Annotated in this window: 28 protein-coding genes; 25 read left to right on the plus strand and 3 right to left on the minus strand. The window is 40.3% G+C overall.

The genetic code is table 11. The annotated features are described in order from the left end of the window. The first annotated feature begins 293 nt into the window (after positions 1-293). From spoIIP to mtaB, 13 genes are all read left to right on the plus strand, one after another. Positions 294-1,424: a stage II sporulation protein P gene (spoIIP, locus tag MK805_RS02515; RefSeq protein ID WP_240873621.1), complete on the plus strand. Its 1,131-nt coding sequence runs from the start codon at positions 294-296 to the stop codon at positions 1,422-1,424. Positions 1,425-1,439: 15 nt separating this feature from the next. After that, complete coding sequence (locus MK805_RS02520; protein ID WP_240873622.1) at positions 1,440-1,775, plus strand: DUF3679 domain-containing protein; 336 nt, start codon at positions 1,440-1,442, stop codon at positions 1,773-1,775. Positions 1,776-1,941: 166 nt separating this feature from the next. Beyond that, complete coding sequence (locus tag MK805_RS02525; RefSeq protein ID WP_240873623.1) at positions 1,942-2,667, plus strand: L,D-transpeptidase family protein; 726 nt, start codon at positions 1,942-1,944, stop codon at positions 2,665-2,667. 154 nt (positions 2,668-2,821) lie between these two features. Next, positions 2,822-4,627 carry a translation elongation factor 4 gene (gene lepA / locus MK805_RS02530; protein ID WP_240873624.1) on the plus strand — a complete coding sequence of 602 codons (1,806 nt, stop codon included), beginning with the start codon at positions 2,822-2,824 and terminating at the stop codon, positions 4,625-4,627. Beyond that, on the plus strand, positions 4,628-5,770 hold the full coding sequence (hemW, locus tag MK805_RS02535) for a radical SAM family heme chaperone HemW (RefSeq protein ID WP_240873625.1): 1,143 nt from the start codon (positions 4,628-4,630) through the stop codon (positions 5,768-5,770). A gap of 183 nt (positions 5,771-5,953) precedes the next feature. Further along, positions 5,954-6,964 carry a heat-inducible transcriptional repressor HrcA gene (hrcA, locus tag MK805_RS02540; protein ID WP_240873626.1) on the plus strand — a complete coding sequence of 337 codons (1,011 nt, stop codon included), beginning with the start codon at positions 5,954-5,956 and terminating at the stop codon, positions 6,962-6,964. A gap of 109 nt (positions 6,965-7,073) precedes the next feature. Continuing rightward, complete coding sequence (locus tag MK805_RS02545; protein WP_240873627.1) at positions 7,074-8,609, plus strand: TCP-1/cpn60 chaperonin family protein; 1,536 nt, start codon at positions 7,074-7,076, stop codon at positions 8,607-8,609. A gap of 14 nt (positions 8,610-8,623) precedes the next feature. Beyond that, the gene (gene grpE / locus MK805_RS02550; protein WP_240873628.1) at positions 8,624-9,190 is read left to right on the plus strand and encodes a nucleotide exchange factor GrpE; all 567 of its coding nucleotides are present in this window, start codon (positions 8,624-8,626) and stop codon (positions 9,188-9,190) included. A 255-nt stretch (positions 9,191-9,445) separates the two neighbouring features. Further along, complete coding sequence (dnaK, locus tag MK805_RS02555) at positions 9,446-11,272, plus strand: molecular chaperone DnaK (protein ID WP_240873629.1); 1,827 nt, start codon at positions 9,446-9,448, stop codon at positions 11,270-11,272. Positions 11,273-11,362: 90 nt separating this feature from the next. After that, positions 11,363-12,475: a molecular chaperone DnaJ gene (gene dnaJ, locus MK805_RS02560; RefSeq protein WP_240873630.1), complete on the plus strand. Its 1,113-nt coding sequence runs from the start codon at positions 11,363-11,365 to the stop codon at positions 12,473-12,475. A 66-nt stretch (positions 12,476-12,541) separates the two neighbouring features. Then, positions 12,542-13,474, plus strand: a complete 933-nt coding sequence (gene prmA / locus MK805_RS02565) for a 50S ribosomal protein L11 methyltransferase (protein ID WP_240873631.1) — start codon at positions 12,542-12,544, stop codon at positions 13,472-13,474. A 171-nt stretch (positions 13,475-13,645) separates the two neighbouring features. Next, entirely contained in the window at positions 13,646-14,389 is a 744-nt protein-coding gene (locus tag MK805_RS02570; protein WP_240873632.1) for an RsmE family RNA methyltransferase, read from the plus strand. Then, positions 14,386-15,723, plus strand: coding sequence for a tRNA (N(6)-L-threonylcarbamoyladenosine(37)-C(2))-methylthiotransferase MtaB (gene mtaB, locus MK805_RS02575; RefSeq protein WP_240873633.1), 1,338 nt, complete (start codon positions 14,386-14,388; stop codon positions 15,721-15,723). The genes MK805_RS02570 and mtaB overlap by 4 nt, the downstream gene beginning before the upstream one ends. Before the next feature lie 143 nt (positions 15,724-15,866). Here mtaB and MK805_RS02580 read toward each other — a convergent pair whose 3' ends face one another. Beyond that, a complete protein-coding gene (locus MK805_RS02580) occupies positions 15,867-16,184 on the minus strand; it encodes a hypothetical protein (protein ID WP_240873634.1) in 318 nt (105 codons plus the stop codon). Positions 16,185-16,328: 144 nt separating this feature from the next. On the opposite strand from MK805_RS02580, the gene MK805_RS02585 reads away from it, so the two are divergent. Next, positions 16,329-16,475 carry a hypothetical protein gene (locus MK805_RS02585; RefSeq protein WP_240873635.1) on the plus strand — a complete coding sequence of 49 codons (147 nt, stop codon included), beginning with the start codon at positions 16,329-16,331 and terminating at the stop codon, positions 16,473-16,475. A 36-nt stretch (positions 16,476-16,511) separates the two neighbouring features. Next, positions 16,512-16,946, plus strand: a complete 435-nt coding sequence (locus MK805_RS02590; RefSeq protein WP_240873636.1) for an NUDIX hydrolase — start codon at positions 16,512-16,514, stop codon at positions 16,944-16,946. Positions 16,947-16,954: 8 nt separating this feature from the next. Here MK805_RS02590 and MK805_RS02595 read toward each other — a convergent pair whose 3' ends face one another. Further along, positions 16,955-17,878: a Na/Pi cotransporter family protein gene (locus tag MK805_RS02595; protein WP_240873637.1), complete on the minus strand. Its 924-nt coding sequence runs from the start codon at positions 17,876-17,878 to the stop codon at positions 16,955-16,957. Between the two features lie 98 nt (positions 17,879-17,976). Beyond that, positions 17,977-18,267, minus strand: a complete 291-nt coding sequence (locus MK805_RS02600; RefSeq protein WP_240873638.1) for a hypothetical protein — start codon at positions 18,265-18,267, stop codon at positions 17,977-17,979. A gap of 76 nt (positions 18,268-18,343) precedes the next feature. On the opposite strand from MK805_RS02600, the gene MK805_RS02605 reads away from it, so the two are divergent. From MK805_RS02605 to MK805_RS02650, 10 genes are all read left to right on the plus strand, one after another. Further along, the gene (locus MK805_RS02605) at positions 18,344-18,685 is read left to right on the plus strand and encodes a histidine triad nucleotide-binding protein (protein ID WP_240873639.1); all 342 of its coding nucleotides are present in this window, start codon (positions 18,344-18,346) and stop codon (positions 18,683-18,685) included. Between the two features lie 171 nt (positions 18,686-18,856). Beyond that, a complete protein-coding gene (rpsU, locus tag MK805_RS02610) occupies positions 18,857-19,036 on the plus strand; it encodes a 30S ribosomal protein S21 (RefSeq protein ID WP_240873640.1) in 180 nt (59 codons plus the stop codon). Positions 19,037-19,050: 14 nt separating this feature from the next. After that, positions 19,051-19,494 carry a GatB/YqeY domain-containing protein gene (locus MK805_RS02615; RefSeq protein WP_240873641.1) on the plus strand — a complete coding sequence of 148 codons (444 nt, stop codon included), beginning with the start codon at positions 19,051-19,053 and terminating at the stop codon, positions 19,492-19,494. A gap of 54 nt (positions 19,495-19,548) precedes the next feature. Next, on the plus strand, positions 19,549-20,229 hold the full coding sequence (locus MK805_RS02620) for an NfeD family protein (protein ID WP_240873642.1): 681 nt from the start codon (positions 19,549-19,551) through the stop codon (positions 20,227-20,229). Between the two features lie 52 nt (positions 20,230-20,281). Next, positions 20,282-21,265, plus strand: coding sequence for a flotillin-like protein FloA (gene floA, locus MK805_RS02625; RefSeq protein ID WP_240873643.1), 984 nt, complete (start codon positions 20,282-20,284; stop codon positions 21,263-21,265). 59 nt (positions 21,266-21,324) lie between these two features. Beyond that, positions 21,325-21,732, plus strand: a complete 408-nt coding sequence (locus MK805_RS02630) for a hypothetical protein (RefSeq protein WP_240873644.1) — start codon at positions 21,325-21,327, stop codon at positions 21,730-21,732. Positions 21,733-21,900: 168 nt separating this feature from the next. Next, positions 21,901-22,176 (plus strand): hypothetical protein, encoded by a 276-nt coding sequence (locus tag MK805_RS02635; RefSeq protein WP_240873645.1) that lies wholly within the window; start codon positions 21,901-21,903, stop codon positions 22,174-22,176. A 245-nt stretch (positions 22,177-22,421) separates the two neighbouring features. Further along, positions 22,422-22,868 carry an SRPBCC domain-containing protein gene (locus MK805_RS02640; RefSeq protein ID WP_240873646.1) on the plus strand — a complete coding sequence of 149 codons (447 nt, stop codon included), beginning with the start codon at positions 22,422-22,424 and terminating at the stop codon, positions 22,866-22,868. A gap of 229 nt (positions 22,869-23,097) precedes the next feature. Next, positions 23,098-23,721, plus strand: coding sequence for a TetR/AcrR family transcriptional regulator (locus MK805_RS02645; protein ID WP_240873647.1), 624 nt, complete (start codon positions 23,098-23,100; stop codon positions 23,719-23,721). 20 nt (positions 23,722-23,741) lie between these two features. After that, complete coding sequence (locus tag MK805_RS02650; protein WP_240873648.1) at positions 23,742-26,099, plus strand: PEP/pyruvate-binding domain-containing protein; 2,358 nt, start codon at positions 23,742-23,744, stop codon at positions 26,097-26,099. The last annotated feature ends 99 nt before the right edge of the window (positions 26,100-26,198 follow it).

The following is a 26,198-nucleotide window of genomic DNA, read 5'->3' on the forward strand; positions in this document are numbered from 1 at the left end:
TGTTGAACGAGTTATTACCATTTGGGAAGAAAATTGAAATTGTAAATGTAAGAAGCTCTTTTTTTACAGATTTAGATGCTATTTTATTTAGTAGTGTTTTTGTTGTAGATGTTCTTTGAGAAGAATAAAACGCAGAAGGGATACCGATAGTGGTATCCCTTTTTCTATGTAAATATGAAATTTGTCGGCGGGCGGGTTAGCTATCTTTCTCCTTTTCTATTTTTTCGTTCTACTCTCTCAATCTCTCTCATAGGTATTGATAGAAAAGAAAGTGCACGGATGGGGGAGTCAGGATGAAGCGGACGCAATTTCGCATGGAGACATATAACCTATCAGATCCTAGATATCGGCGAATGTTCGTTATTTTTATGATGAGTACGGCTGGCCTTTTCTTGGTGTTGGGTGTCTTTTTTGTTTTTCAAACGGAGTCGAATCATAACTCACAATTGGGGAAAGTTACTTCCAATATAACTTCAAGGACACTACTTCAAGTAATGAGTGATAACGTTCCTTATTTGCAGGAAATGATTCACCGTCCAGGAAGTGAACAAATGGTATCACGTCTCTTTTTTGAAGTAATGACTAGTTTCGATCCTCAAGATCCTCGTACTTTTTTGAGCAATGAAATTCCTTTGTTTGCCCTATTTGATACAGATATTGATACAGCGAGTAAAGATGTTACTTTTTCGGATGTTCCTATTGAGTCATCACCGCCTGCAAATCTAGAAGAACAAGTGATGAATCAGATCAAGAAACAAGAGCAAACCGAAAACAAACCTCCATCTACTACGGTAACAAGCCCAAAAGTAAAAAGGGTGTTTATCTATCACTCGCATTTCTCGGAGTCTTATATCCCGGAGCTCGATCAATCCAAAGGGATGAAGGCAAATGATGCGAACAAAAACATTACCTTGGTAGGCAAGCATCTTGCGGAAGATTTGGCCAAGATGGGGATAGGTTCTGTAGCATCACATGTTCCATATCCATATCAAGGGGCTTATAATGCATCCCGCAAGACAGTAGTTCAAGCATTAAAAGAGTACGATCATTTAATGTATCTAATTGACATCCATCGAGACTCCCAGCGGCGTAAAAAGACCACCATTACGATTAAAGGAAAAACGTATGCAAGACTCGCTTTTGTTGTGGGAGGAGCAAGTAAGCATTATACAGACAATTTAAAATTGGCTCGTTCCATGTACAAAGATATCAATAAAATTGCTCCTGGATTAGTCAGAGGTGTCTTTATCAAGCCGAGGACGATGGGGACAAATGGTGAGTATAACCAATCGTTGTCCAAAGGGTGTATTCTTGTGGAAATAGGCGGAATTGATAATAATTTCCAAGAAGTGTATCGATCGACAGATATATTGGCAAAAGTGTTAAGAGAACGAATTTCAGATGCAATTCCTGTTCAAAAATAGAGAGGATGAAGCCAAATGCGATATTCTATCCAGATCATGAGCCTTGCCCTTGTGCTGTTGATAGGAGTATTTGTCGGTATTGATTCAGCAGAAAAAAATATTCAAAAAATGCAAGGTATCGAAGGAGCTCCGAGGGCAGTTCAGTTGAGCAGCAAGGGCGATAAATTGGAGCTAAATGTACTGGGACAAGTAGTAAAATCTAATAAAATCAACCCTGTGCAAGTACAAAAAGTACAAAAGACAATTACCCAGAGTGAAAATGTCTTATCCAATATTGGAAATGCGATTGGTTCCAATATGCGCTACTATTCCAGAATGATGTTGAGTGCCGTCTTCGCATGGACTAAATAAATAATTTAATTACAATAATTTAAAATTTTATTGAAAAGTCGGCTAAAAAAGTCGACTTTTTTTGTATTTCGAGTTCCTAATGTATATACAGATAACAGTGGATCATTTATTATGAAAATAAGTAGCACCATTTTTTACTTATATATAGAGAGATGGGTGAGGTTTGATGAAGGCTGTTAAGTGGATGAGTATTCTCACTGCTTTAGCTTTGGTCTTTACCGTTTTGGCCGGCTTTGGAGCGGCTAATAGTTCGTATGCGGCTGGTGGTCCTGATGATTACAAAATCGAAATCAACAAGACAACCAATTACCTTTACTTGTACAACAAATACGGTAAGGTAATCAAGACATACCGAGTTGCAACTGGAAAAACCAAAGCGTTAACACCTGAGGGAACATTTGAAATTATCATCAAAATCAACCAACCCGGTTGGAAAGGTATTCCTGGGGGAGATCCCAGAAATCCACTAGGTCCAAGATGGCTTGGTTTACAAGTTGGCGGTGATAATGGCCGTACGTATGGTATTCACGGAACCAACCAACCATCTTCCATTGGAACACATGCATCACATGGTTGCGTTCGGATGTACAGTAACCAAGTTATTGAGCTTTACAACACAGTAGGAACAGGTACATTGGTATGGATTCATACTGGCAAAAGTGATGGAATCTGGCACGGGAAACATCGTACTTCTAAACCAAGCCCTGCTGGTAAACTAACAGTTTCCGTCAGTGCTGCAAATATCCGTGCTGCTGCTTCTCTAAAAGCAAAAGTTTTACAAGTAGTACCTCGCGGAACTGTCCTTAACAAAGTTGGAGTGGTTGGCGACTTCTACAAAATCAAACTAAAAAGCGGTGCATATGCATACGTGCATAAATCAGTAGTAAGATAAAACTTAGAAAAAAACGCTCACAGCAAGGGGGCGTTTTTTTATGTAGCCTTTTGCAAAGGCTACAATAAACGAATACCATTGCTTGCTTTCCTTACAGCCTGCTATAATGATACAATGCAGTCTTGCTCTATAGGCTAGCAGGGAGGATTAACGGATGAATAAACAATCGCAAATACGTAATTTTTCCATTATCGCACACATCGACCACGGAAAATCAACGTTAGCTGATCGAATCCTTGATTTTACAGGGGCACTCTCTGAGCGAGAGAAACAAGATCAGTTTTTAGATAAGATGGATTTAGAGAGAGAACGTGGCATTACCATTAAGCTACAGTCAGTACGTCTCCCTTATCGAGCAAAAGATGGGCAGGAGTACATATTGAATTTAATCGATACACCTGGTCATGTTGATTTTTCATATGAAGTATCACGAAGTTTGCAAGCTTGTGAAGGCGCTCTACTCGTTGTAGACGCAGCGCAAGGTGTCGAGGCACAAACATTAGCAAATGTATACCTTGCATTGGAAAATGATCTGGAAATCATTCCAGTCATCAACAAGATTGATTTGCCTAGTGCAGATCCAGAGCGTGTAAAGGAAGAAGTAGAAGAAGTTATTGGTTTAGATGCTAGTGATGCCGTCCTTGCTTCAGCAAAAGCGGGTATCGGCATAGAAGATATTTTAGAGCAAATTGTTGCGAAAGTACCAGCACCTGCTGGAGACACTGAAGCTCCTCTACAAGCACTCATTTTTGATTCTTTCTATGATGCCTACAAAGGTGTAATCGTTTATATGAGGGTTGTTCAAGGAACGATACGCAAAGGCATGAAGATCAAGATGATGGCGACAGGCAAAACTTTTGAAGTATTGGAAGTAGGAGCTTACAATCCGCATCCTGTCTCCATGGATGAATTATCTGTTGGGGAAGTTGGTTTTGTGGTAGCAAGTATTAAAAATGTAAAAGATACTCGAGTTGGAGATACGATAACGGATGCTACTAACCCGGCACCCGAACCTCTTCCTGGTTACCGTAAAACAAACCCAATGGTATTCTGTGGATTGTATCCAGTGGATTCTTCCCAATACGAAGATTTGCGAGAAGCATTGGAAAAACTGGAATTAAATGATGCATCTTTGGCCTATGAACCAGAAACCTCTAATGCCCTTGGATTTGGATTTCGTTGTGGCTTTTTGGGTTTGCTTCATATGGAGATCATCCAAGAAAGAATAGAACGAGAGTTTCAAATATCCCTTATCACTACAGCTCCAAGTGTTGTTTACCAAGTCTACTTAACAGATGGAACTTCTATTCAGATAGAAAATCCAACATTGATGCCTCCTGTTCAAAAGATTGATCATGTAGAAGAACCATATGTACGAGCAGGCATTATGGTGCCCAATGATTTCGTTGGTACCGTTATGGAGCTCTGCCAAAACAAACGTGGTCAATACATCGACATGAAGTATTTGGATACTAATCGTGTGAATTTACAGTACGACTTACCGTTGTCTGAGATTGTCTATGATTTCTTTGACCTCTTAAAATCAAGCACCAAAGGTTATGCATCTTTTGACTATGAACTAATCGGGAATAAGACTTCGGACTTGGTGAAGATGGATGTTTTATTAAATGGAGAAGTAGTAGATGCCCTTTCCTTTATCGTTCACCGCAATCGTGCCCAACATCGTGGACGTTTGCTGGTAGAAAAGTTGAAAAAACTGATTCCAAGACAAATGTTTGAAATACCGATCCAAGCGGCAATTGGCAATAAAGTGGTAGCACGAGAGAACATTAGCGCCATTCGTAAAAATGTACTGGCTAAGTGTTATGGTGGAGATATAAGCCGTAAGCGCAAACTGTTGGAAAAGCAAAAAGAAGGTAAAAAGCGGATGAAAGCTGTTGGTAGTGTAGAGGTTCCGCAGGAAGCATTTATGGCAGTTCTTAAAATGGAGGAGAAGTAAGTGTTATCCCCTAAAGCGGTTTATATTCACATCCCATTTTGCGCTACGAAATGTCATTATTGTGATTTTACCGCTTATGTTGTAGATGGACAGCCAGTGGATGACTATATCGATGCTTTGGAAAAAGAGATCGAAATGACCGTGAAAGATGCTCCTCCTGGCAAGTTAGACAGCATATTTATCGGTGGAGGGACTCCGACAGTCTTGACTCCCGTTCAGATGGAAAAGTTACTCCGTATGATTCAAAGTTACTTTCCAAACTGGTCCTCCACTATTGAATATACAATGGAAGCAAATCCAGGAACGACCTCTAGCGAGTTACTCTCGGTTATGAGAGCAGGCGGAGTAAACCGTTTAAGTTTTGGTGCACAGACCTTCGAGCCGCATTTGCTGAGGGACATTGGAAGATCACATGGAGTAAGCGAAATTGCTACAAGCGTAAAAGATGCAAGGTATGCAGGTTTCACGAATATCTCACTTGATTTAATGTTTGGTTTACCAAATCAAACAGTAGAGCAAGTGAGAGACACATTGGAACGTGCAGTAGCATTATCTGTCGATCATTTCTCTTGTTACAGTTTAAAAGTAGAAGAAGGAACACTATTTTATCATTTGGAAGAGCGCGGGCAGCTGCCATTGCCGACAGAGGATGCGGAGTATGCGATGTATCAATTAATTCGTGACTATTTGCTTCAGCAAGGATATGTTCAATATGAAGTCAGTAATTTTTCTAAACCAGGCAGATCCAGCAAGCATAATTCCACTTATTGGAGAAATGAAGCCTATTATGGGTTTGGGGCTGGTGCTCATGGTTATGTAAATCATATTCGGCATGCAAATGTAAAAGGCATTACGGAATACATTGGACGCATAGACAATGGAGAACGCCCGATTTTACAACAGAATAAAATAGACATCCAAGAACAAATGGAAAATTACTTTATTCTTGGTTTAAGACTTTTGGCAGGAGTTAGTTTGAAACAATTTGAACAACAGTATGGATTACCTGCTGATAAAGTTTTTAAGGAAGCAATTGAAACATTAGTAAAGAAACAGTTTCTTATCATAGAAGATGATACTCTCCGACTTACCGAACAAGGTTTGTTATTTGGGAATGATGTTTTTGCCCAATTTCTATACTGATATCATTGACACAGAATCAGTGGTTTGATAACTTAAAGGGTAGATTTTAGCACTCAGAATAAACGAGTGCTAATAAAGAAAACTTGCCGTGTGTCTTGCCTTACAAGGCGATGACGGAGGCATAGTTGCACTTATGTAGATAAGATTTATGCCATCTTATCTACCAAGTTAGGAGGGAGGCAGATGTTAACTGAGCGGCAAAAAAAGATTCTCTGGGCAATCGTAGATGAATACATCCTATCAGCAGAACCTGTTGGTTCCCGTACTGTGTCAAAAAAAGAAGGGGTTGGATTTAGCCCTGCTACTGTGCGAAATGAAATGGCTGATTTAGAAGAGATGGGTTTTTTGGAGCAACCGCACACATCTGCCGGACGTATTCCTTCAGAAAAGGGATACCGCTCTTATGTTGATCATTTGCTGCATTCTCAAGTACAAAGAGACGAGTACAAAGCTGTTTGGATGCTAGATCCTATAAATGTACTGGAGATGGAGATGCAAAGCGTTTCAGCCAAACTCTCGCAGCTTACGAATTATATGGCAATGATTGTAAGTCCTAAGTTAGTAGAAGGGCACTTGAAGCATCTTTCTATTGTGCCGATCAGTGACAACCTTGCAGTTTCTGTCATTGTCAGTGACAAAGGGCAAGTGGAGCAACATCAAATCTTTATACCTGAGGCTATTTCTTTATCCATGATCGAGGAACTGGTCAATTTGCTCAATTATCGGGTAATTGGTCTTCCACTTTCAAAATTGAATAAACTTGCTTTTAGCCAAATTTATGATGATCTACATCACTTACTGTATCCTACTCAACTTGTTCCTACTATGCTTGAGCAACTATTTGAGTTTGAACATCCTGAACAAGTTTTTTTAAGCGGGACAACAAGGATGTTGGAACAACCTGAGTTCCGTGATGTCGATAAAGTTCGCGGGTTGCTCGATTTGGTAGAAGCAAACGAACAAGTTCTCCAACTCTTGGAGCCTTTAGAGCCAATGATACCAGGAGTACAAGTTCGAATTGGAAGTGAAATTTCACTTGATGGTGTTCAAGGATGTAGTGTGATAACTGCATCTTTTAAAGTGGATGAGGACCCTATTGGAACAATAGGGGTGTTAGGTCCCACAAGAATGGACTATGGTAAAGTAATATCCCTTATTGAAAGTTTTACTAAGTCAATCTCCAAGCGCAGTTAAGAAACTTAAAAAAACGTGAGCTTTAAAGCGTAGCCTGAATACTATATGCACCAAGAAACAATAAAGGATGTATCCTCGGTCCCCATGAAAGAAAGGAAGAGAAGGTTCAATGGCAGAAAGTGAATTTTTTGATGTAGATAAAGTAGATCCACGCTTATCTGCTCTTCAATCGAATGCAAATGCTGTAAAAGCTGTTGCATCTGCAGTGGAGACTACTCTTGGGCCTAAAGGTTTAGATACCATGCTTGTTGGGGAACGAGGAGAAGTAATTGTTACCAATGACGGGGTGACAATACTAGATCGTATGCAAGTAGAACATCCTGCTGCTCATATGATTGTAAATGTTGCGCGTGCTCAACAAGACGAAATGGGTGATGGGACAACAACAGCCACCTTACTCGCAGCGGCACTTGTAAGTGAAGGTGTAAAGCAGGTAGCATTAGGGGTTCCAGTTGTAAAGGTTATTGCTGGTATCAACCGAGGTATTCGTTTTGCCTTGAAAAAAATGAAAGATCGTGCTCGTCAGATTCAACATCTAGATGATGAGTGGCTGCAGCGAATTGCTTTTACAGCGAGTCGAGAAAATGAAGATATTACGGTGTCCGTAATAGAAGCTGCTCATCTAATCGGGCATGAGAAATTAATAGATAAAAACTTTCGATTATCTAGTTCTGTAGTTGCCCATCCTCGTGCAGAAAGTGCTGTGTTTACAGGTGTTTTTATTAATCGTTCCCGATTGAATCCACAAATGCCTCGAGCAAAAGTAGACGCGAGAATTTTATTGTTGGCTGACTCTCTTTATGCTGATACAGTAGATGATGAAGCACTCCGAACAGAGTCTGGATTTAAAAAACATGAACGTTTTCGTGAACAATTTTTAAAAGCTATTGAAAATATGGTTCATTTGAATGTAGGAATAGTTTTAACTACAGGAAACATTGACCCATTAGCAGAAGATATACTTACGGACTCTGGTGTAATGGTTGTCTCCGATCTCACACAAGAGGAAGTTCAGCGTGTCTCTGAACATACACTATCAAAACCGATCAAACGCAGTACTTTATTTAAACCAATTGAAGAACTAGAATCGGTATTAGGATATGCTTCCATTATCGAAGACGACGGAATCTTAGAGCGTGTGTTAATCAGTGGAGGACGAGGAAAAGCATATGCCACCATTTTAGTAAGTGCTTCTACTGATGAGGTAGTAGAAGAGAGGGAGCGGATATGCAAAGATGCAGCTTCCGCAGTGCAGGCTGCTGTAAAAGGCGGTTTTGTACCTGGTGGTGGTGCACTGGAACTTTCCATTGCCCGTGATGTAGAGCGCTTTCGAGATAGTATTCAAGGTATGGAAAGATTTGGAGTAGCTGTGGTAGCTGGGGCATTGGAGCGACCTATGACACAAGTCGTCGCAAATGCTGGATTCAACCCTCTTGAAAAGATCGAGATGGTGAAAGCTTACCAAGTAAAACGTGATTCCGATTCTTTGGGAATTGACTGTGATCGTGGTACTATCTCAGATATGATTGAAATGGGTGTTGTTGACCCACTGCTTGTGAAATATCATGCATTAAAAGCAGCAGGAGAAGTTGCTACAGCTGTACTTAGAATTCATACCGTTGTGAAGATGAAAAGCGGTGAATAGAAGGAGGGATTGGAATGGAAGAAAAACAAAAAGTTGAAGATGCAGAGGAAAACGTATTACATGTAGATGAAGATGCCTCTAAACCTTCCCGAGATGAGCTTGATTCACTGCAAAATGAATTGGCAATGCTGAAAGAGAAAAATGCACAATTGGAAAGTGAGTTAGCTGAATCAAAAAATCAATTAGCTAGGTCTGTTGCTGACTTAGAGAACGCTCGTCGTCGAGCACGTAAAGAAAAAGAAGATGCGGTAAAATATGCTTCTGTTCCTCTTGTAGAGTCTTTATTACCAGTCCTAGACAATTTTGAAAGAGCCTTAGATGCAGCAGAAGTAAAGGCTGAGGATAGAGGTTTACTCGATGGAGTAGAGATGGTATACCGTCAGTTGCTCCAGGCTTTGTCTGATGCAGGTTTAAGTTTGGTTGAGGCAGTAGGTGTTCCATTTGATCCACATGTACATAATGCAGTTATGCAAGTAGAATCAAGTGATCATGAGTCTGGAATTGTGATAGAGGAGTTACAATCTGGTTATCGCTTCCGGGATCGGGTAATTCGCCCCACAATGGTGAAAGTGAGTACGTAAGGCAGAACCTTTTGGGGGATGAATCACCATGGTATAAAAAGGTAATGCTCCAGCCCTTACAGGCTTTTACGCAAGAGGAGAAGTTGGCTCGCCTGTACGAATAAGGGGTATCCAGCTGCCAATCTTCGTAGACGAAACTCGCGAATGTAATCGTGAGAGGTTGACATGGACAAATTTCTTCTCTAAATTAAGATAAATTATTCTGTCAACTAAGCTATTATATACATAGCATTAATTTTTAGGAGGGTGTAAGTAGTGGGTAAGATTATTGGTATTGACTTAGGAACAACAAACTCTTGTGTGGCATTCATGGAAGGTTCAGAAGCAGTAGTAATACCTAATGCTGAAGGAGGCAGAACAACTCCTTCCATCGTTGGATTTTCTAAACAAAACGAAAGATTGGTTGGAGAAGCTGCAAAGCGTCAAGCTATTACGAATCCAGAAAATACAGTGATGTCAGTAAAAAGACATATTGGTACAGACTATAAAGTGGAAATTGAAGGAAAAGAGTACACTCCCCAAGAAATTTCTGCAATGATTCTCCAAAAATTAAAACAAGATGCAGAAAGCTATTTGGGAGAACCTGTAACTCAAGCAGTTATCACTGTTCCTGCTTATTTTAACGATAGCCAACGTCAAGCTACAAAAGATGCAGGTAAAATTGCTGGTCTTGAAGTTGCGCGTATCATCAATGAACCAACAGCTGCTGCATTGGCTTATGGTTTAGAAAAAACAGACGAAGAAAAGATTTTGGTTTTCGACCTTGGCGGTGGTACCTTTGACGTTTCTATTTTGGAACTAGAAGATAATTTCTTCCAAGTTATCTCTACAAGTGGAGATAACCACCTGGGTGGAGACGACTTCGACCAAGTTATCATTGATTATTTGGTTCAAGAATTTAAACGAGAAAATGGTATTGATTTATCACAAGACAAAATGGCACTGCAACGTCTCAAAGATGCTGCAGAAAAAGCGAAAAAAGATTTGTCTGGTGTACTGAATACCACCATTTCCCTTCCATTCTTAACCATGGATCAATTTGGACCAAAACACTTAGAGGTAACACTAACTCGTGCGAAATTTGAAGAATTGAGTGCAAAACTGATTGAACGTACCATGATCCCAACTCGCCAAGCATTGAGTGACGCAGGATTATCGCCTAATGATATTAGTAAAGTAGTATTAGTGGGTGGTTCTACCCGTATTCCAGCTGTACAAGAAGCAATTAAACGACTTACTGGAAAAGAACCTACCAAAGGTGTTAACCCAGATGAAGTAGTAGCAATGGGTGCAGCAATTCAAGGTGGAGTCATTACTGGTGATGTGAAGGATGTAGTATTGGTTGACGTTACACCTCTGTCACTTGGTATCGAAACAATGGGTGGTGTGTTTACCAAAATTATTGAACGTAACACTGCTATTCCAACAGATGGAACACAGATTTTTTCAACCGCTGCTGATAATCAAACTGCTGTAGATATCCATGTTCTTCAAGGGGAACGTCCAATGGCAAACGACAATAAAACGCTCGGTCGTTTCCAATTACATGACATTCCACCGGCACCTCGCGGTATTCCACAAATTGAGGTAACGTTTAATATTGACGTAAATGGTATCGTAAATGTTACAGCAAAAGATAAAGCGACTAATAAGAGTCAGGCTATTACTATTCAATCTTCCAGTGGATTAAGCGATAGCGACATTGAGAAGATGATTCGCGATGCAGAAGAAAATGCGGAGGCAGATAAACGTAAAAAGGAATCTGTCGAACTAAGAAATAAAGCTGAACAACTTGTATTCACCACAGAAAAAACAATAAAAGAATTAGAAGATAAAGTAGATGCAAGCGAAGTAGAAGCAGCAAATGCAGCAAAAGAACAAGTACAAAAAGCTTTAGAAGGAACTGACGAAGAAGCTTTGAAAAAAGCAACAGAAGACTTAGAACAAAAAGTCCAACAACTTTCTGTCAAACTGTATGAAAAAATGCAACAAGAAGCAGCTGCTCAAGGAAATGAGGAAGAGAAAAAGAACGACAGCAATGTAGTAGATGCTGAATTTGAAGAAGTCAAAGAAGAAAAATAATGCACACAATCCTCATGGCCATAGTCGAAGGATGTCCGACTCTGGCCTCCTCCATATTTTTTTAATTTTTAGGGAGAAGGAGGTGATCTTGTGAGCAAACGTGATTACTACGAAGTGTTGGATGTTTCTCGAACATCTACTGAAGAAGAAATCCGCAAAGCTTATCGAAGGCTTGCTCGCAAATATCATCCTGATGTAAACAAAGAAGCCGATGCCGAAGCCAAATTTAAAGAAGTAAAAGAAGCATATGAGGTATTAGGCGATCCACAAAAGAAAGCTCATTATGATCAGTTTGGTCATGCAGACCCAAGTGGTATGGGTGGTGGAGCTGGTTTTAATGGCCAAGACTTTGGTTTTGGTGATATTTTTGATATGTTCTTTGGTGGCGGTCGGCGTGCAAACCCAAATGCACCAAGACAGGGAACTGATTTAGAAGCTAGAATGCATATTGAGTTCAAAGATGCTATTTTTGGTGCTCAAAAAGATATCATTATGGTGAAAGCGGCAGAATGTGATATTTGTCATGGATCTGGAGCGAAAGCAGGAAGCAAACCAGAAGTATGTTCAACTTGCCAAGGAAAAGGGCATGTAGAATCCATTCAAAATACTCCTTTTGGACGCATTGTAAACCGCCATGATTGCGGGCAGTGCCGTGGTAAAGGAAAAGTAATTCGCGATAAATGTGTAAATTGCGCCGGTACTGGACAGACCAAGAAGAAATTTAAGATTCCTGTTACCATCCCAGCAGGCATCTATGATGGAGAACAAATTCGTATTACAGGGGAAGGAAATCCTGGAGTTAATGGTGGGCCACCTGGGGACTTATATGTTACTGTTTTTGTTAGAAAGCATGACTTTTTTGCAAGAGATGGCTATGATTTAACCTGCCAGATTCCTTTGAGTTTTGTGCAAGCTGCCCTTGGAGATGAGATTGTTGTACCAACTTTAGATGGTAGGGCTAAACTGAAAATTCCAGCTGGAACTCAGACAGGAACAGAATTCCGTCTAAGAGGTAAAGGGGTGCCGCGTGCACGTGGATATGAAGGTGATCTACGTGTACAAGTAAAGCTAGTCACTCCTGTGAAATTAACAGAAGAACAAAAGCAACTGCTTCGCGATTTTAATCGACTTTCTGGAGAATATATACACGAACAGAGTGATAATTTCTTTACGAAAATGAAAAAAGCATTTAAAGGAGAGTAACGGGCGATTGAATGCCCGTTTTCTTTTTACTTCATTTTTGCAGGATGTTTTTAGGAGGATGTTCCGATGAAGTGGTTAGAACTAGCAATATATACAGAGGAAGAGTCAGTTGAAGCATTGACAGAAAGATTACAGGATATGGGTGCTGGAGGAGTTTCCATTGAAGAATCGTCAACCATCGCTCAAACACAGCCGGGAGAATATGGTGAAATCATCGCTTTAAATCCTGCGGATTACCCTGATTCAGGGGTAATTGTTAAGTCTTATTTTGCAGAAGTAAGGAATACAGATCAGCTTGTCTCTCAAATGAAGGAATGTTTATGTGAATTAAAAGAATACGGCTTACGCGTTGGAGAAAGTAAAATTGAAACAAAGTGGGTAGATGATGAAGATTGGGCAAATGCATGGAAAGCTTACTACAAACCGACGCGAGTGTCTGATCGATTGGTTATCGTGCCAGTATGGGAGGAGTACAAAATCCATTCAGATGAATTACCCATTTATTTAGACCCGGGTATGGCATTTGGAACAGGAACACATCCAACTACGAGATTGACATTGCAGTTGATGGAAAAATATCTTCATTTAGGTCAAAAAGTCATTGACGTAGGATGTGGAAGCGGGATACTCAGCATTGCAGCTGAAAAGTTAGGTGCTAGCGAGGTTTTAGCCCTAGATTTAGATCCTGTTGCAGTGAAAAATGCACAAGAAAATTGTGAGCAAAATGATACCAAACGGATAGTAGTGAAGGCAGGGAATCTTCTGCAAGGTGTGGGAACGACAGCACAAGTGATTGTTGCTAATATACTAGCTGAAATCTTACAGCAAATGATGTATGATCTACCAAGAGTCCTAGAACCAGGAGGGATTTTTATTGGTTCAGGAATTATAGAGAGTAAACAAGAGGACATCGTGAAAGGTTTACAGTCTGTTGGTTTATCAGTATTAGAAATCATTACCGAAGAAGACTGGGTAGCTGTAGCCGCGAAGAAAGCTTGACGATGTGTCTTGCCTTTTAGGCGAAGACAGAGTCTTAGCTGCACTTGTGCACCTCAGATTATGGCACAAGTCTCGCTATGTCGCTATGCTCCTAGTCTCGCTTTGTAGATAAGATAAAATTTTACACTATCTTATCTACCGAAAAAATGGTAAACTGGTGAGGGTTTTTTCATGCAAAGATACTTTATTACACCTGATCAGTTGATCGGGGATGTAATTCATATAACAGGTGATGATGTCCATCACATTCGTACCGTGTTGCGTAGTCAGATCGGGGATACATTTATTTGCTGTATGATGGGAATGGATTATTTGGTGGAAATTGAGTCTATCAGCTCATCAGCAGTGAATTGCCATGTGATAGAAAGCTCTCCATCTATAGGGGAACCTAGCGTCCAAGTAACCCTTGCACAAGGACTGCCGAAGGGTGAGAAGTTCGAATGGATTTTGCAAAAAGGTACAGAATTAGGTGCAACTGCATTTCTGCCTTTTTCCTCTTCTCGAACCATTGTAAAATTAGAAGGAAACAAAGTACCAAAAAAACGTGATCGCTGGGCTAAGATTGTGAAAGAGGCAGCAGAGCAATCTCATCGCGGGATTATTCCATCTGTTGAACTTCCATTGAATTGGAAAGCACTTTTGTCGGAGATTCCAAATTATGATGTAGCGATAATCGCCTATGAAAAGGGTGGACTAGCCCTTCAAACGGTACCTTTTATACAAGAGAGTAAGTCTATTTTGATGATCATTGGACCAGAAGGTGGCTTTTCGGAGCAAGAGATAGGGGAAGCTGTCGAACATGGTGCAAAACCGATCACTTTAGGGAATCGCATCTTACGCACAGAAACAGCAGCAATTAGTTTGTTGAGCTGCCTCATGTTTTTGCAAAACGAATTAGGGGGTGACCAAAAATGAGTAAAATCGCATTTCATACTTTGGGATGCAAAGTAAATGCATATGAAACAGAAGCGATGTGGCAACTGTTTCAAAAAGCAGGATATGAAAGAGTAGAGTTTGATACCAAAGCGGATGTTTATCTGATCAATACATGTACGGTTACCAACACAGGGGATAAAAAAAGTCGTCAAGTGATCCGTAGAGCGATTCGAAAAAACCCAGATGCCGTTATTGCCGTTACCGGATGTTACGCACAAACGTCTCCAAGTGAAGTTGCAGCAATTCCTGGTGTAGATATTGTGGTAGGAACACAAGGTAGAGACAAACTCATCGAATATGTGGAACAATACCGCAGAGAACGCCAGCCAATTAATGCCGTAGGCAACATCATGAAACAGCGTGAATATGAAGAACTAGATGTTCCTGCATTTGCAGATCGTACCCGTGCTTCTCTAAAAATTCAAGAAGGCTGCAATAACTTCTGCACCTTCTGCATTATTCCATGGGCAAAAGGACTTTCTCGCAGTCGTAAGCCGGAAAATGTATTGACTCAGGCGCGCCAATTGGTTGCTGCTGGGTATAAAGAAATTGTTCTCACAGGAATTCACACAGGTGGATACGGGGATGATCTGGATAATTATCAGCTAGCCGATCTTTTGGTGGATCTTGATAAAATTCCAGATTTACACCGGATTCGCATCAGTTCCATTGAAGCGAGCCAAGTAGATGATCGTCTGATTGATGTATTAAATTCATCGGATAAAATGTGCCGTCATCTTCATATCCCACTTCAAGCAGGGGACAATGAAGTATTAAAAAGAATGCGGCGCAAATACACCGTTGAAGAATATCGGGAAACCATCTTAAAATTGCATGATGCTCTCCCTGGGGTAGCGATCACCACCGATATGATCGTAGGATTCCCAGGAGAAACCGAAGAACAATTTTTAAACGGTTATCGGTTTGTAGAAGAACTCGGTATGTACCAAATGCATGTATTCCCATATTCCAAACGCACCGGAACTCCTGCTGCAAGAATGCCGGATCAAGTAGCGGATGAAGTGAAAAACGAACGCGTCAGTCGACTCATTGCTTTGTCTAATAAACTCACTACTACTTATGCCAGTAAATATGTTGGAGAAGTGTTAGAAGTTATTCCAGAAAGAGTCTACAAAGAAGAGCCAGATAGCGGTTTGTATACGGGTTATACGGATAACTATCTTCCTGTGGCATTCCCTGCAACAGAGGACATGATTGGGAAAGTATGCCGGGTGAAATTGGATGAAGTAGGGGCAGAAATGAATAGAGGTTCTTTTGTTCGGGTGTTGGATGAGAAACAATTATGCTCCTAAAACGAAGAGTCATTTTATTTAAATGAAGCCCCACTAGGGATACCTAGTGGGGCTTCATAAAATTCGTATCTATCACACATTCATTATGTTCGGGCGGCGGCGTACTAACGACTGTCAGAACGTCGCCAACTCCCGAAGTTGGTTCACCAGAAGTAAGGGTCGTCCAGGTCCTCACGGGTGGCGATGTAGAAATACCAGAGCGGAATCCACGCGTTTCCCCAGGCGCTGGGGATCATCACGTGCTTCCCGTCGTAGTACTCATTCACCTCGATGTCGTCGGTGGTCCAGACGGACTCGCCATTGATGTTCGGGATGTAGGTCTTGCCATCCCGCCTTGTCACCGTGACGGTGGTGACGCCGGTGGTGACCTCGCCGTAGATGACGGTGGTCACGATGGAGCCGTTGTTCTCCACCTTTTGGTTGACATCCAACACAGCCGGGAGCTTGGTCTGGGCGGTCATGGTGTCCTCCTAGGGACTCGACAGGACTGCTTTTACAGATTAATTTTAGTATATTAATATTATTATGCAATCGTCAATATATACGATCTGATAGTTGATTTTAATGTTGGGCCATTTATTGGTTTACAATGGAGATGATTACAAATGAAAGTAATAGAGCTTTTTATCAATGGTAAAAAAGTAATCATTGAATTACAGGAAGACAGCGGGATTGATGAGGAATTTCTAAACATTACTAAAGGTGTTTTTCAACGCTACGAAAAAGCTTTGAAAGCACTACGAGATAGGTAATGGTACCTGCATCACAAGAAAATAGGAGGACTTAATATGCGAAAAGAAATATCGGCAGGTGGTGTAGTCTTTAGGAAAGTAATGGATGAAATTCAACTCTTACTCATCCAAGACCGCTTTGGCAAGATTACTTTACCAAAAGGACATCAAGAAGCAGGGGAGACGATCGAACAGACCGCTATTCGCGAGATTGAAGAGGAAACAGGAGTTGTCGGGAAAATTGTCACGAAAATAGACACCATTTCCTACATTTTTACACATCCAGAGCATGGAGAAGTAGAAAAAGAAGTAACCTATTATGTAGTTCAAACAGATGAAGATAGCGTTAGTCCTCAATTAGAAGAAATAAACGAAGTGGTTTGGTATTCAATTGAAGAAGCAAGAGAACTTCATAAAGCAAACGGTTATGATAACAACCAATCTATCTTGGAAAAGGCAATTCAATACATAACAAAAGAAAATTATATTTAATATTTGTCTTATTCATGAAGCCTCTCTGGTACCATCCATTCCACCAACTTAGCAAATCCAGCACATACAGGGAGTACCAACAGAGAACATACAATGTTATAAATTGTCTGCGTATGTGCAACTTGAATCGAAGGATCGCCCGAAAATTGAGAGACTACATCAAGGAGAAGTGGGATGAGTGGGAGGAATAAGAGTGCTCCTCCTACATTTAGAACAAGGTGTGCAATCGCAACTCTTTTGGCGGAGGGTTTGGTTTGTAGTGCTGCGATCAAACCAGTCGCACATGTTCCCACATTGCTTCCGATTACGACAGCAATTGCAAATGGAAGCGTAATGACCGAAGAAGCGTAAAAGCCCATCGCAATGGCTACCATCGCACTGCTGCTGTGAATGAGTGCAGTGATCACCATTCCTGTGAGAAATCCCATTAAAATGGGATGATCTGTACCTGACATCAGCCAATCGATATAACCAGCTTGCTCTAAAGGAGTAGCAACACCTTGCATATATTTTACCCCGGCAAAAATAAGCCCAAGACCAAACCATATGGGTCCGGTTCTTTGTTTAATGAAAATTAAAATAAGTCCGATCGCCACTAATGGCCAGGCGAAATCATCTAATTTTAAGGCAAGTAGTTGCGTCGTAACAGTGGTTCCGATGTTGGTACCAAGAATAATGCCTAATGATTGAGCAAAAGTAAGCAATCCTGTATCGACTAAACCGATAGTGAAAACTGTCACTGCTGTACTGCTTTGCAGTAATGCGGTCAAGATTGTTCCACACACCATTCCTCGCCAAGGTGTTTTAGTAAAGCGTAACAAAATATTTTGGAGATGCTTTTCTGCCAGGCTTTCAAGACCACTTCGCATCATTTTCATTCCGAATAAAAAGATGACAAGTCCCCCGCAAAAGGGAAGTAAAATAGCCGTCATAAATCTTCCTCCTCCTTACATCATATGGGGAAGAGGACATGCACATGCTTTCTAAATAAAAAAGCGATTCCTAATTAGGAATCACTAGAAAAGAGGAGTTATCTCTTTTTGGGCTGCCTGTTTAAAAAAGGGGGGGAATCTATCTCATCAAACTCAGGATAAAATGGATTTTGCCATTCTGGATGTTCGGATGGCTCTTGTTGTTTAGAGCGGGTATTTTTTTGGTCACCTGCTGGTGTTGGTTCTCCTAGATAAAACCAAGGGTCTTCTTGAAACTCATCGATAAAAGGTCCGTTAGGTTGATTCCACTTTTTTTCTACTTCCTCTGTCACTAATTGTTTGACTAATTTCCGTAATGCGGCTTCACTAACAGTATATTTTTTCGCCAAAATGAACTCTCCCCTTTGTTAAAATCGTGTTATAGTGTATGCTGATAAGATGTAAAGGTGAATAGTGGAGGTTACAATGGACTGTATTTTTTGTAAAATTGTAGCGGGAGAAATCCCTTCAGAAAAAGTATATGAAGATGAAGATTTGTATGCCTTTTATGATATTCAGCCCGCTGCACCTGCTCATGTCTTACTTATTCCAAAGAAGCATATATCTTCGATGATGGATGTAAAAGAAGAAGATAAGGGACTTATGGGTAACTTAATACTCAGTATCCAAAAAATAGCTGGACAATTAGGTATGGATAAAGAAGGCTTTCGTGTCGTTAACAACATAGGAGAGTTTGGGCAGCAAACCGTTCCTCATATTCATTTTCATCTGATAGGTGGACGTCAACTGACTTGGCCTCCAGGTTAAGAAGCTTTGACATCGCCTTATTTGATGATTTATAATGGAAAATGACCTTTTGTGTTCAAAATTTTACAAGGTTATTGCAGGTGTCGTGGATGCTGACCTCCTTTATATTGGATCAGGCCGCTATCTGCTTACTCTAGTGGCTTTTGTTTGCCCTTGGAGGGAGGGAGAAGCATGGTTGAAACACGTGTGAGAAAAAATGAATCACTCGATACTGCTTTACGTCGTTTCAAACGTTCCATCTCAAAAGATGGGGTTTTATCGGAGGCTAGAAAGCGCGAGCGTTATGACAAACCCAGTGTGAAACGGAAAAAGAAAGCGGAAGCAGCAGCACGCAATAAAAAGCGTAGATAAGAGGTGTCCGATCTGTGAGCTTAATCCAGCAGTTGGATCAAGATATGAAAGCTGCGATGAAACAAAAAGACAAAGAAACATTGTCTACCATTCGCATGGTTCGTTCCTCCATTAAAAAGGTGGAGATCGATAATCGAGGCGAACTAAGTGATGATCAAGTATTAGAGGTACTTGTACGCGAGATCAAGCAACGCAAGGACTCTCTGCAAGAATATGAAAAAGCAGGTCGTGAAGATCTTGCTGCAAAGGAAAAACGTGAGATCGAAATTTTGTCTGCGTATCTTCCTGCACAATTAACCGAAGAAGAACTTCTTGAAATTGTGAAAAAGGCAATTGCTGATACAGGTGCTTCTTCGAAAAAAGAAATGGGCAAAGTGATGAGTGTTGTTGTGCCGCTTACAAAAGGGCGTGCAGACGGCAAGAAGGTAAATCAGTTGGTCCAGCAGTTACTCGGATGACAGCGTGTTTTTTGCGCTGTCTTTTTTTCAACATCAAGAAAGGGGATAGAAGTTATGACCCTTGGAACCACTATGCTTGTAGCTTCGACTAGCTGGGATATCGTAACACATCCTGCTATCATGGCTATTCTTTTAACAATTGGCTTAGCGGGCATTTTTGTAGAATTACTAGCTCCTGGACATATTATTCCCGGTGCAATCGGCATTGGAGCCTTTGTATTGTACTTTTATGGTCAATTTGCAGCAGGAATAGCTGAATGGAGTGCGCCTGTTATATTCATAGTTGGATTAATATTACTCATTATTGAGATGTTTGTACCCGGAGGTATTTTCGGAACATTAGGTACTGTCGCTCTCTTTTATTCCGTAGTAGCAGCAGCAAAAAGTTTGGCAGTAGGACTTAGTGCTCTGGCTATCGGGGTTGTTGCTACTGTCTTGTTAATTTGGATTCTTTACAAATTTTTTGGGTTTCGTACTACATGGCGCAAAATTATTCTTTCGAGTCAGCAAAATAATGAAGAAGGTTATACTTCTTCCAAAAATCGTAAACATTTGATAGGAAAAAAAGGTACAGCACTATCCGCATTGAGGCCGGCTGGGTGGGCCATGATTGACGGTCGAAAAGAAGATGTGGTAAGTGAGGGCGATCTTATACCAAAAGATGCGACTATTATTGTCACAAATGTAGAAGGAACTCGAGTTGTTGTAAAAAAAGTGGATGAAGAGATAGAATAATTAGGTTATTATTAGGGGTATATCCATATCACATCATGTTAGGAGAATTTTAGTGGATGATACTAGCTTGTTAGGTCCTATTGTTATAGTTGTTTTAGCGATTATTGTTTTGTCTATCTTATTTTCGTTTGTTCCGGTTATGCTTTGGATTAGTGCGATGGCATCCGGAGTCTATGTCGGTTTGACCACACTGATCGGTATGCGTTTGCGCCGTATCACTCCTGCTCGGATTGTCAATCCGTTGATCAAAGCACATAAAGCTGGTCTTGGTGTAAACATTCAACAGTTGGAAACTCACTTTTTAGCTGGTGGTAATGTAGACAGAGTAGTAGATGCTCTTATTGCTGCACACCGTGCTGATATTGATTTGGTATTTGAACGTGCAGCAGCGATTGATTTAGCTGGACGAGATGTATTACAAGCTGTCCAAATGAGCGTAAACCCTCGTGTCATTGAAACCCCAGTCGTTTCTGCTGTGGCCAAAGATGGGATTGAATTAAAAGTTATTGCTCGGGTAACTGTTCGAGCTAATATTGAACGTCTTGTTGGTGGTGCAGGGGAAGAAACGATTATAGCTCGTGTAGGGGAAGGTATTGTTACCACAATTGGTTCTTCCACCAGTCACAAAGCAGTACTTGAGAATCCAGACAGTATCTCCAACACGGTTCTTTCAAAAGGTCTCGATGCTGGAACCGCTTTCGAAATCCTCTCGATTGATATCGCAGATATCGATATCGGTAAAAATATTGGCGCAGAACTACAAACAGATCAAGCCGAAGCAGATAAACGAATTGCTCAAGCAAAAGCAGAAGAACGTCGTGCAATGGCTGTAGCCCAAGAACAAGAAATGCGTGCACATGTAGTAGAGATGCGTGCCAAAGTTGTAGAATCAGAAGCAGAAGTGCCAAAAGCACTTGCAGAAGCATTGCGTTCTGGGAAGATGGGAGTGCTTGACTACTACCAACTTCAAAACATAGATGCCGATACTAAGATGCGTCGTACCATAGGGGATACGGGCGAAGATGATACAGAGTAATCTCTCAGCGAAATCCCACATTAGAATCCTATATAAAGGGAAGGAACGGGAGGGATGATATGGTTGCCATCTTAGAATTAATTAAAACGCTCATCCCTTTTGGCATCGCTTTTCTCATATTGTGGGGTATTGGCCGTCTATGCTGCACCAAAAGTAGCAAACAACCGGTGGGGGAGCAAAAGAAGCAAAAAAAATCGAAGCAGAAAAATAAGAATAAGAAACCGAGTACAGATCCAAATCAAGGCTTTGCTCAAAAAGAGAGTATGATGGATAACAAGTCTGACTTTTTCTCCTCCAAGAAATCCATGATCCCATCAGATAGGGAACATGCTGAATTAAATACTGTTTTGCCATTACCAATGGCGAAACAAAAGAAACTAAGACCATTGCAAAAGGCGTTTTTACTCAAAGAGATTTTAGATTCACCAAAAGCAATCAAACCATACAAACGAAAATATCCAAGATAAAATTCAGATCCTCTTAAAGGGGATCTTTTTTATGTTGAAAGGTCTTATAAACTATCTTATAAATCTGAAATATGTTAATCTAAAAATGGTAATGGGTGACTCCCGCAAATAGTGGATGCTGTCCCTGAAATAGTGCTTTTCAATTAAAAGTCAAATTTAGGAGCTTTCGTGAAGAACATCTATCGCGTCGCCGGTTTTGTATTCGTCCTCGCGGTTCTCACGGAATGGAAGGAGAACTTCCCCATCTATTTCGCCGCCGCAGTGGGCATCGTGTGCATCATCATTGCGATCTTCCGCGCGATGAGCTGGATTATGAGGGGAGTGTTCTTCACCTTCGGTGCTCTCATGGTCTTGGGTGTGTTCATCGGAATGGTGTTCATCGTCATCGGAGTGGTTTATGGCATCGCTGTGACCATTCGGATGCTGGTTCGCCATGCTTCTTGAGCATACAAGTGGATGTGGAGTTTTGTTATTTGTATCTTCGCGTCTACTGTCTGGATTGAGTCTCCTCAATCCAGATCCCGTAAATAAGTTATTTTTCATAGATTTAATCAATTCATCCATCAATAAAGGTATTGGTGGATTTTTTATTATTTCAATGGTAAAAACTTTTTTCATGTTTACTGACACACATTGTCAGTGATGGATTGCTATTGTTTAATTATTGACAGAGTAAAGGGGTTTTTTCATTGGACTTAAAGTATGAGATCTATATTGATGGTACATTGGAGCAAGTGTGGAGCGTATTGGTTGATCCTAAGTTTGTAAAAGAAATCTACTACGGCAGTGTGATCGAATCCACCTTTCAAGTAGGAGATTCGCTAGCTTATGTTGGCCCTGGAGCTGATGGTGATCGAACTGTGCATGTGTATGGTAATATCTTGGCTTATGAACCAACAAAAAAACTAAGTTTTACCCACTATACTGGAAAAGCATATAATCCAGATACGGAGAAATATGAGTCAAGAATAACTTATCAATTAGAGAAAGTCGGAGAAGTAGTAAAATTGACATTGGTTCATGACCAATGGAAACCAAACGATCCTTCCTATGAAGGAAGTAAGAGTTTTTGGCCGATCGGACTTTCTATGATGAAAAGTTTGGTAGAAACGGGTAAAACGTTGCGTGTCAGTTAGAAATTCAGTTTTAATGATGAAAAAGCCAGATTCCTTAGTGGAACTGGCTTTTTCTGTTTCCAAGCATTCACCATTTGATAAGAACTGAACGCTTTAAAAAGATAAATCGTTGTTGGCATAGCTCAAGATGAGCAAATATTTATAACCTTTCCTGTTGACCAATATGGTCAACAACTTTAAAATATAATTGACCACATTGGTCAAATGTAAAAGAGAGGAAGAAATTCCTATGGCCTCTAAATTTCTTGCCTTGGATCACACAAAACAACAACAAATATTAAATGCAGCAATGAAAGAATTTGCTCTTAAAGGTTATAAAGCAGCATCTACCAATCAAATTGTGGAAACAGCAGGTATATCAAAGGGATTATTGTTCCATTATTTCTCCAATAAACAAGGTTTGTATTTTTACCTGTACGATTATTGTGTAGATGTGATCTTGGAAGATTTTTTTGGCCAAATTGATTTTGACCAAAAAGACATTTTACTGAGATTTCGAGAAATGTTTTTGATTAAACTCCGATTGATGAACAAATACCCTGTAATATTTGATTTTCTCATAGCAGCAAATGTAGAAGAAGCGACTGAAATAAAAGATAAGCTTAATTCTCTCAACCAAGAAATTATTCGAGATAGTTATCTTAAAATGTTCACTTCCGTCGATGAGTCTTTATTTCGTTCTGACATTGATCCTTCTAAAGTATTGGATATCATAATTTGGACGATTGAAGGTATATCGAATAAGGTACAGGCCCAGGAAAATCATATAAAAGCCGAAGAACTACGCAATGGCAAAACGTTACAAGAATTGGATGGGTATCTGGAGATACTCAGAAAAACACTATACAACTAGAAAAACAGGAGATGTTTGACATGAGTCGTCATGTGAAAACTTTTGCAGATTTAACTTCCGCTGATTTCTCTTTTGCAGGTGGAAAAGGGATGATGCTGGCAAAGATGCGCCAGGATGGTTACCCTGTTCCAGATGGATTTGTCATTTTATCAACAGCTACTGGATCAGACAACTTAGACGACGATGTTTGGACAGAGGTAGTCACCCATTTAAACAAAATTCGAAACAGATATCCGCAAGCTAAATTTGCTGTTCGTTCTTCTGCTTTAAGTGAAGATTCATCGGAGGCATCATTTGCTGGGGAGTTTGACACTGTATTAAATCAATCTACAGATGAAGAGATAAAGGAAGCAGTTCAAACTGTAATTCATTCCGTTCATCATGAAAGAGTGAAGACTTATAGTTCCATAAAAGGAATGGGAGAATATCATCAGATCGCGGTTGTCATTCAAGTTATGGTTCCGTCCCAGATATCCGGAGTCTTGTTTACAGCTGATCCAGTAACAGGAAGTAGTGCCAGCATGATCGGAAATTTTGTTTATGGTTTAGGAGAACAGCTGGTTTCCGGAGAAACGGATGCTTATACGTTTGAATTAACTCGTATTCGAAAAAAATATAATGGCCCAAATGAAATGAAAAAATACGCATCGCAACTATATGATTTGGCGGTGAAGTTGGAAAAACAATTTGGTTTACCACAAGATTTGGAATGGGCAGTTGCAAATGAAAAATTATATATTTTACAAGCTCGACCAATCACTACACTATCCAAAGGGAATTTAGATTCTTATGATATAAATTATTCGTTATCAGGAGACTACCTCTGGACCAATGCTAATGTAGGGGAAGCAGTTCCAGATGTTGTTACTCCTTTTACATGGTCGATATTGCAATATTTAGATAAGGAAATCAGTGTCGTTCCAGGGTACTACCTTATGTCAGGTAATATATGCGGCAGAATATATACCAATATTAGTAGGAGGTTATCTGTTTTCTCCGCATTCGGAATCAATCCTAAATTCGCGCTTTCTCTCATTGGAGATGTATTTGGAAATATTCCACAAGAGATGGAACTGCCAATTTACCCATTTACTCGGTGGGAGTTATTAAAATTGATGGTGCCAAAAGTAAAACACTATCTCAAAGAAGTTCAGATTGCCTCAAAATCCATAAAGAAACAAATTTCAGATACCCCACAGTGGTGTCAAAATATGAAAAAACAAATTTTAGCAGCAACGACGACTGCTGAGTTGAAAAATATTTGGGACGATGAGCTGCATCCTTATCATCGTAAAGCGTGGTTGACACTTTTGTCTGGTGGAACAAAAGCAGTTTTAGCGATGAGATTAAAGAAGAAGTTGGCAAAAATGGTCGGAGAAGAAGATGCAAATGCTCTGCTTTCGAATTTAAGAGGAAAAGGCGAATTAGCAAGTCTTGGACCAATACTCGGGATATCCAAAGTATTAGCTGGTGAAATGAGTAAAGAAGAATATGCTTTTCAGTATGGGCATCGAAGTCCATATGAGTTTGAACTGTCCATTGCTGACCCAGCAGAAAATAGCGACTGGTTAGAGGGACAAATAAAAGACTTTCATCAGTCCAATATAAACGTGATGGAATTATTGACCACCCAAGAAGCCAGGAGTAAGGCGGCATTTGTTCGATTTGAGCAAAAGTATCCTCTTAAAAAGCGATGGCTGAAGGAACAGCTAAATTTGGCGGCAGAAGGTGCACAGCTGAGAGAAACAGTTCGTTCTGAGTTTGTTCGCGTACATCGTGTTTTACGAACCTTTATGCTTCAAGCCGGTGAAGTAACAGGGATCAAAGAAGATATATTTTTTCTTTATCTTCCAGAAATAGAAGGATTGCTGTCTGGCGAAGAAAATATAACAAAGTTTATCCCAAAAAGAAAAGAGACTTACGCTAAGTTTAAGTCTTTGCCTCCTTTTCCAGCTATTATACGCGGGCGATTTGATCCCTTTACATGGGTTAATGACCCTAAAAGGAGAGGAGATATTTACGATCCAACCATCCCATATACAGAAACCGATACAGAAGAGTTAAAAGGATTTGCAGGTGCTGCTGGGAGAATAGAGGGAATTGTTCGCGTTTTGAGAAGCCCGGATCAAGGAAAGGAATTGAAAGTAGGCGAGATTTTGGTAGCCTCTAGTACGAATGTAGGTTGGACACCGTTATTTCCAAAGGCAGCGGCTATTATTACGGATGTAGGAGCACCATTATCCCATGCTGCTATTGTTGCTAGAGAATTAGGAATACCAGCGGTTGTAGGATGTGGAAATGCTACTACTCGTTTAAGGACGGGAGATCGAGTAATCGTTGATGGTGGTCAAGGCTTGGTTCATATCATCGAAAAATAATAGGTGGGGGCAGTTGGGAAAATCATTCCTAACTGTTTTTTTATTTTATGATAAATACACTTGCATTAAGTGTATTAGTTGTTATAATACACTTATAAG

The sequence above is a fragment of the Shimazuella soli genome, from assembly GCF_022511585.1.
Lineage (GTDB): Bacteria > Bacillota > Bacilli > Thermoactinomycetales > Thermoactinomycetaceae > Shimazuella > Shimazuella soli.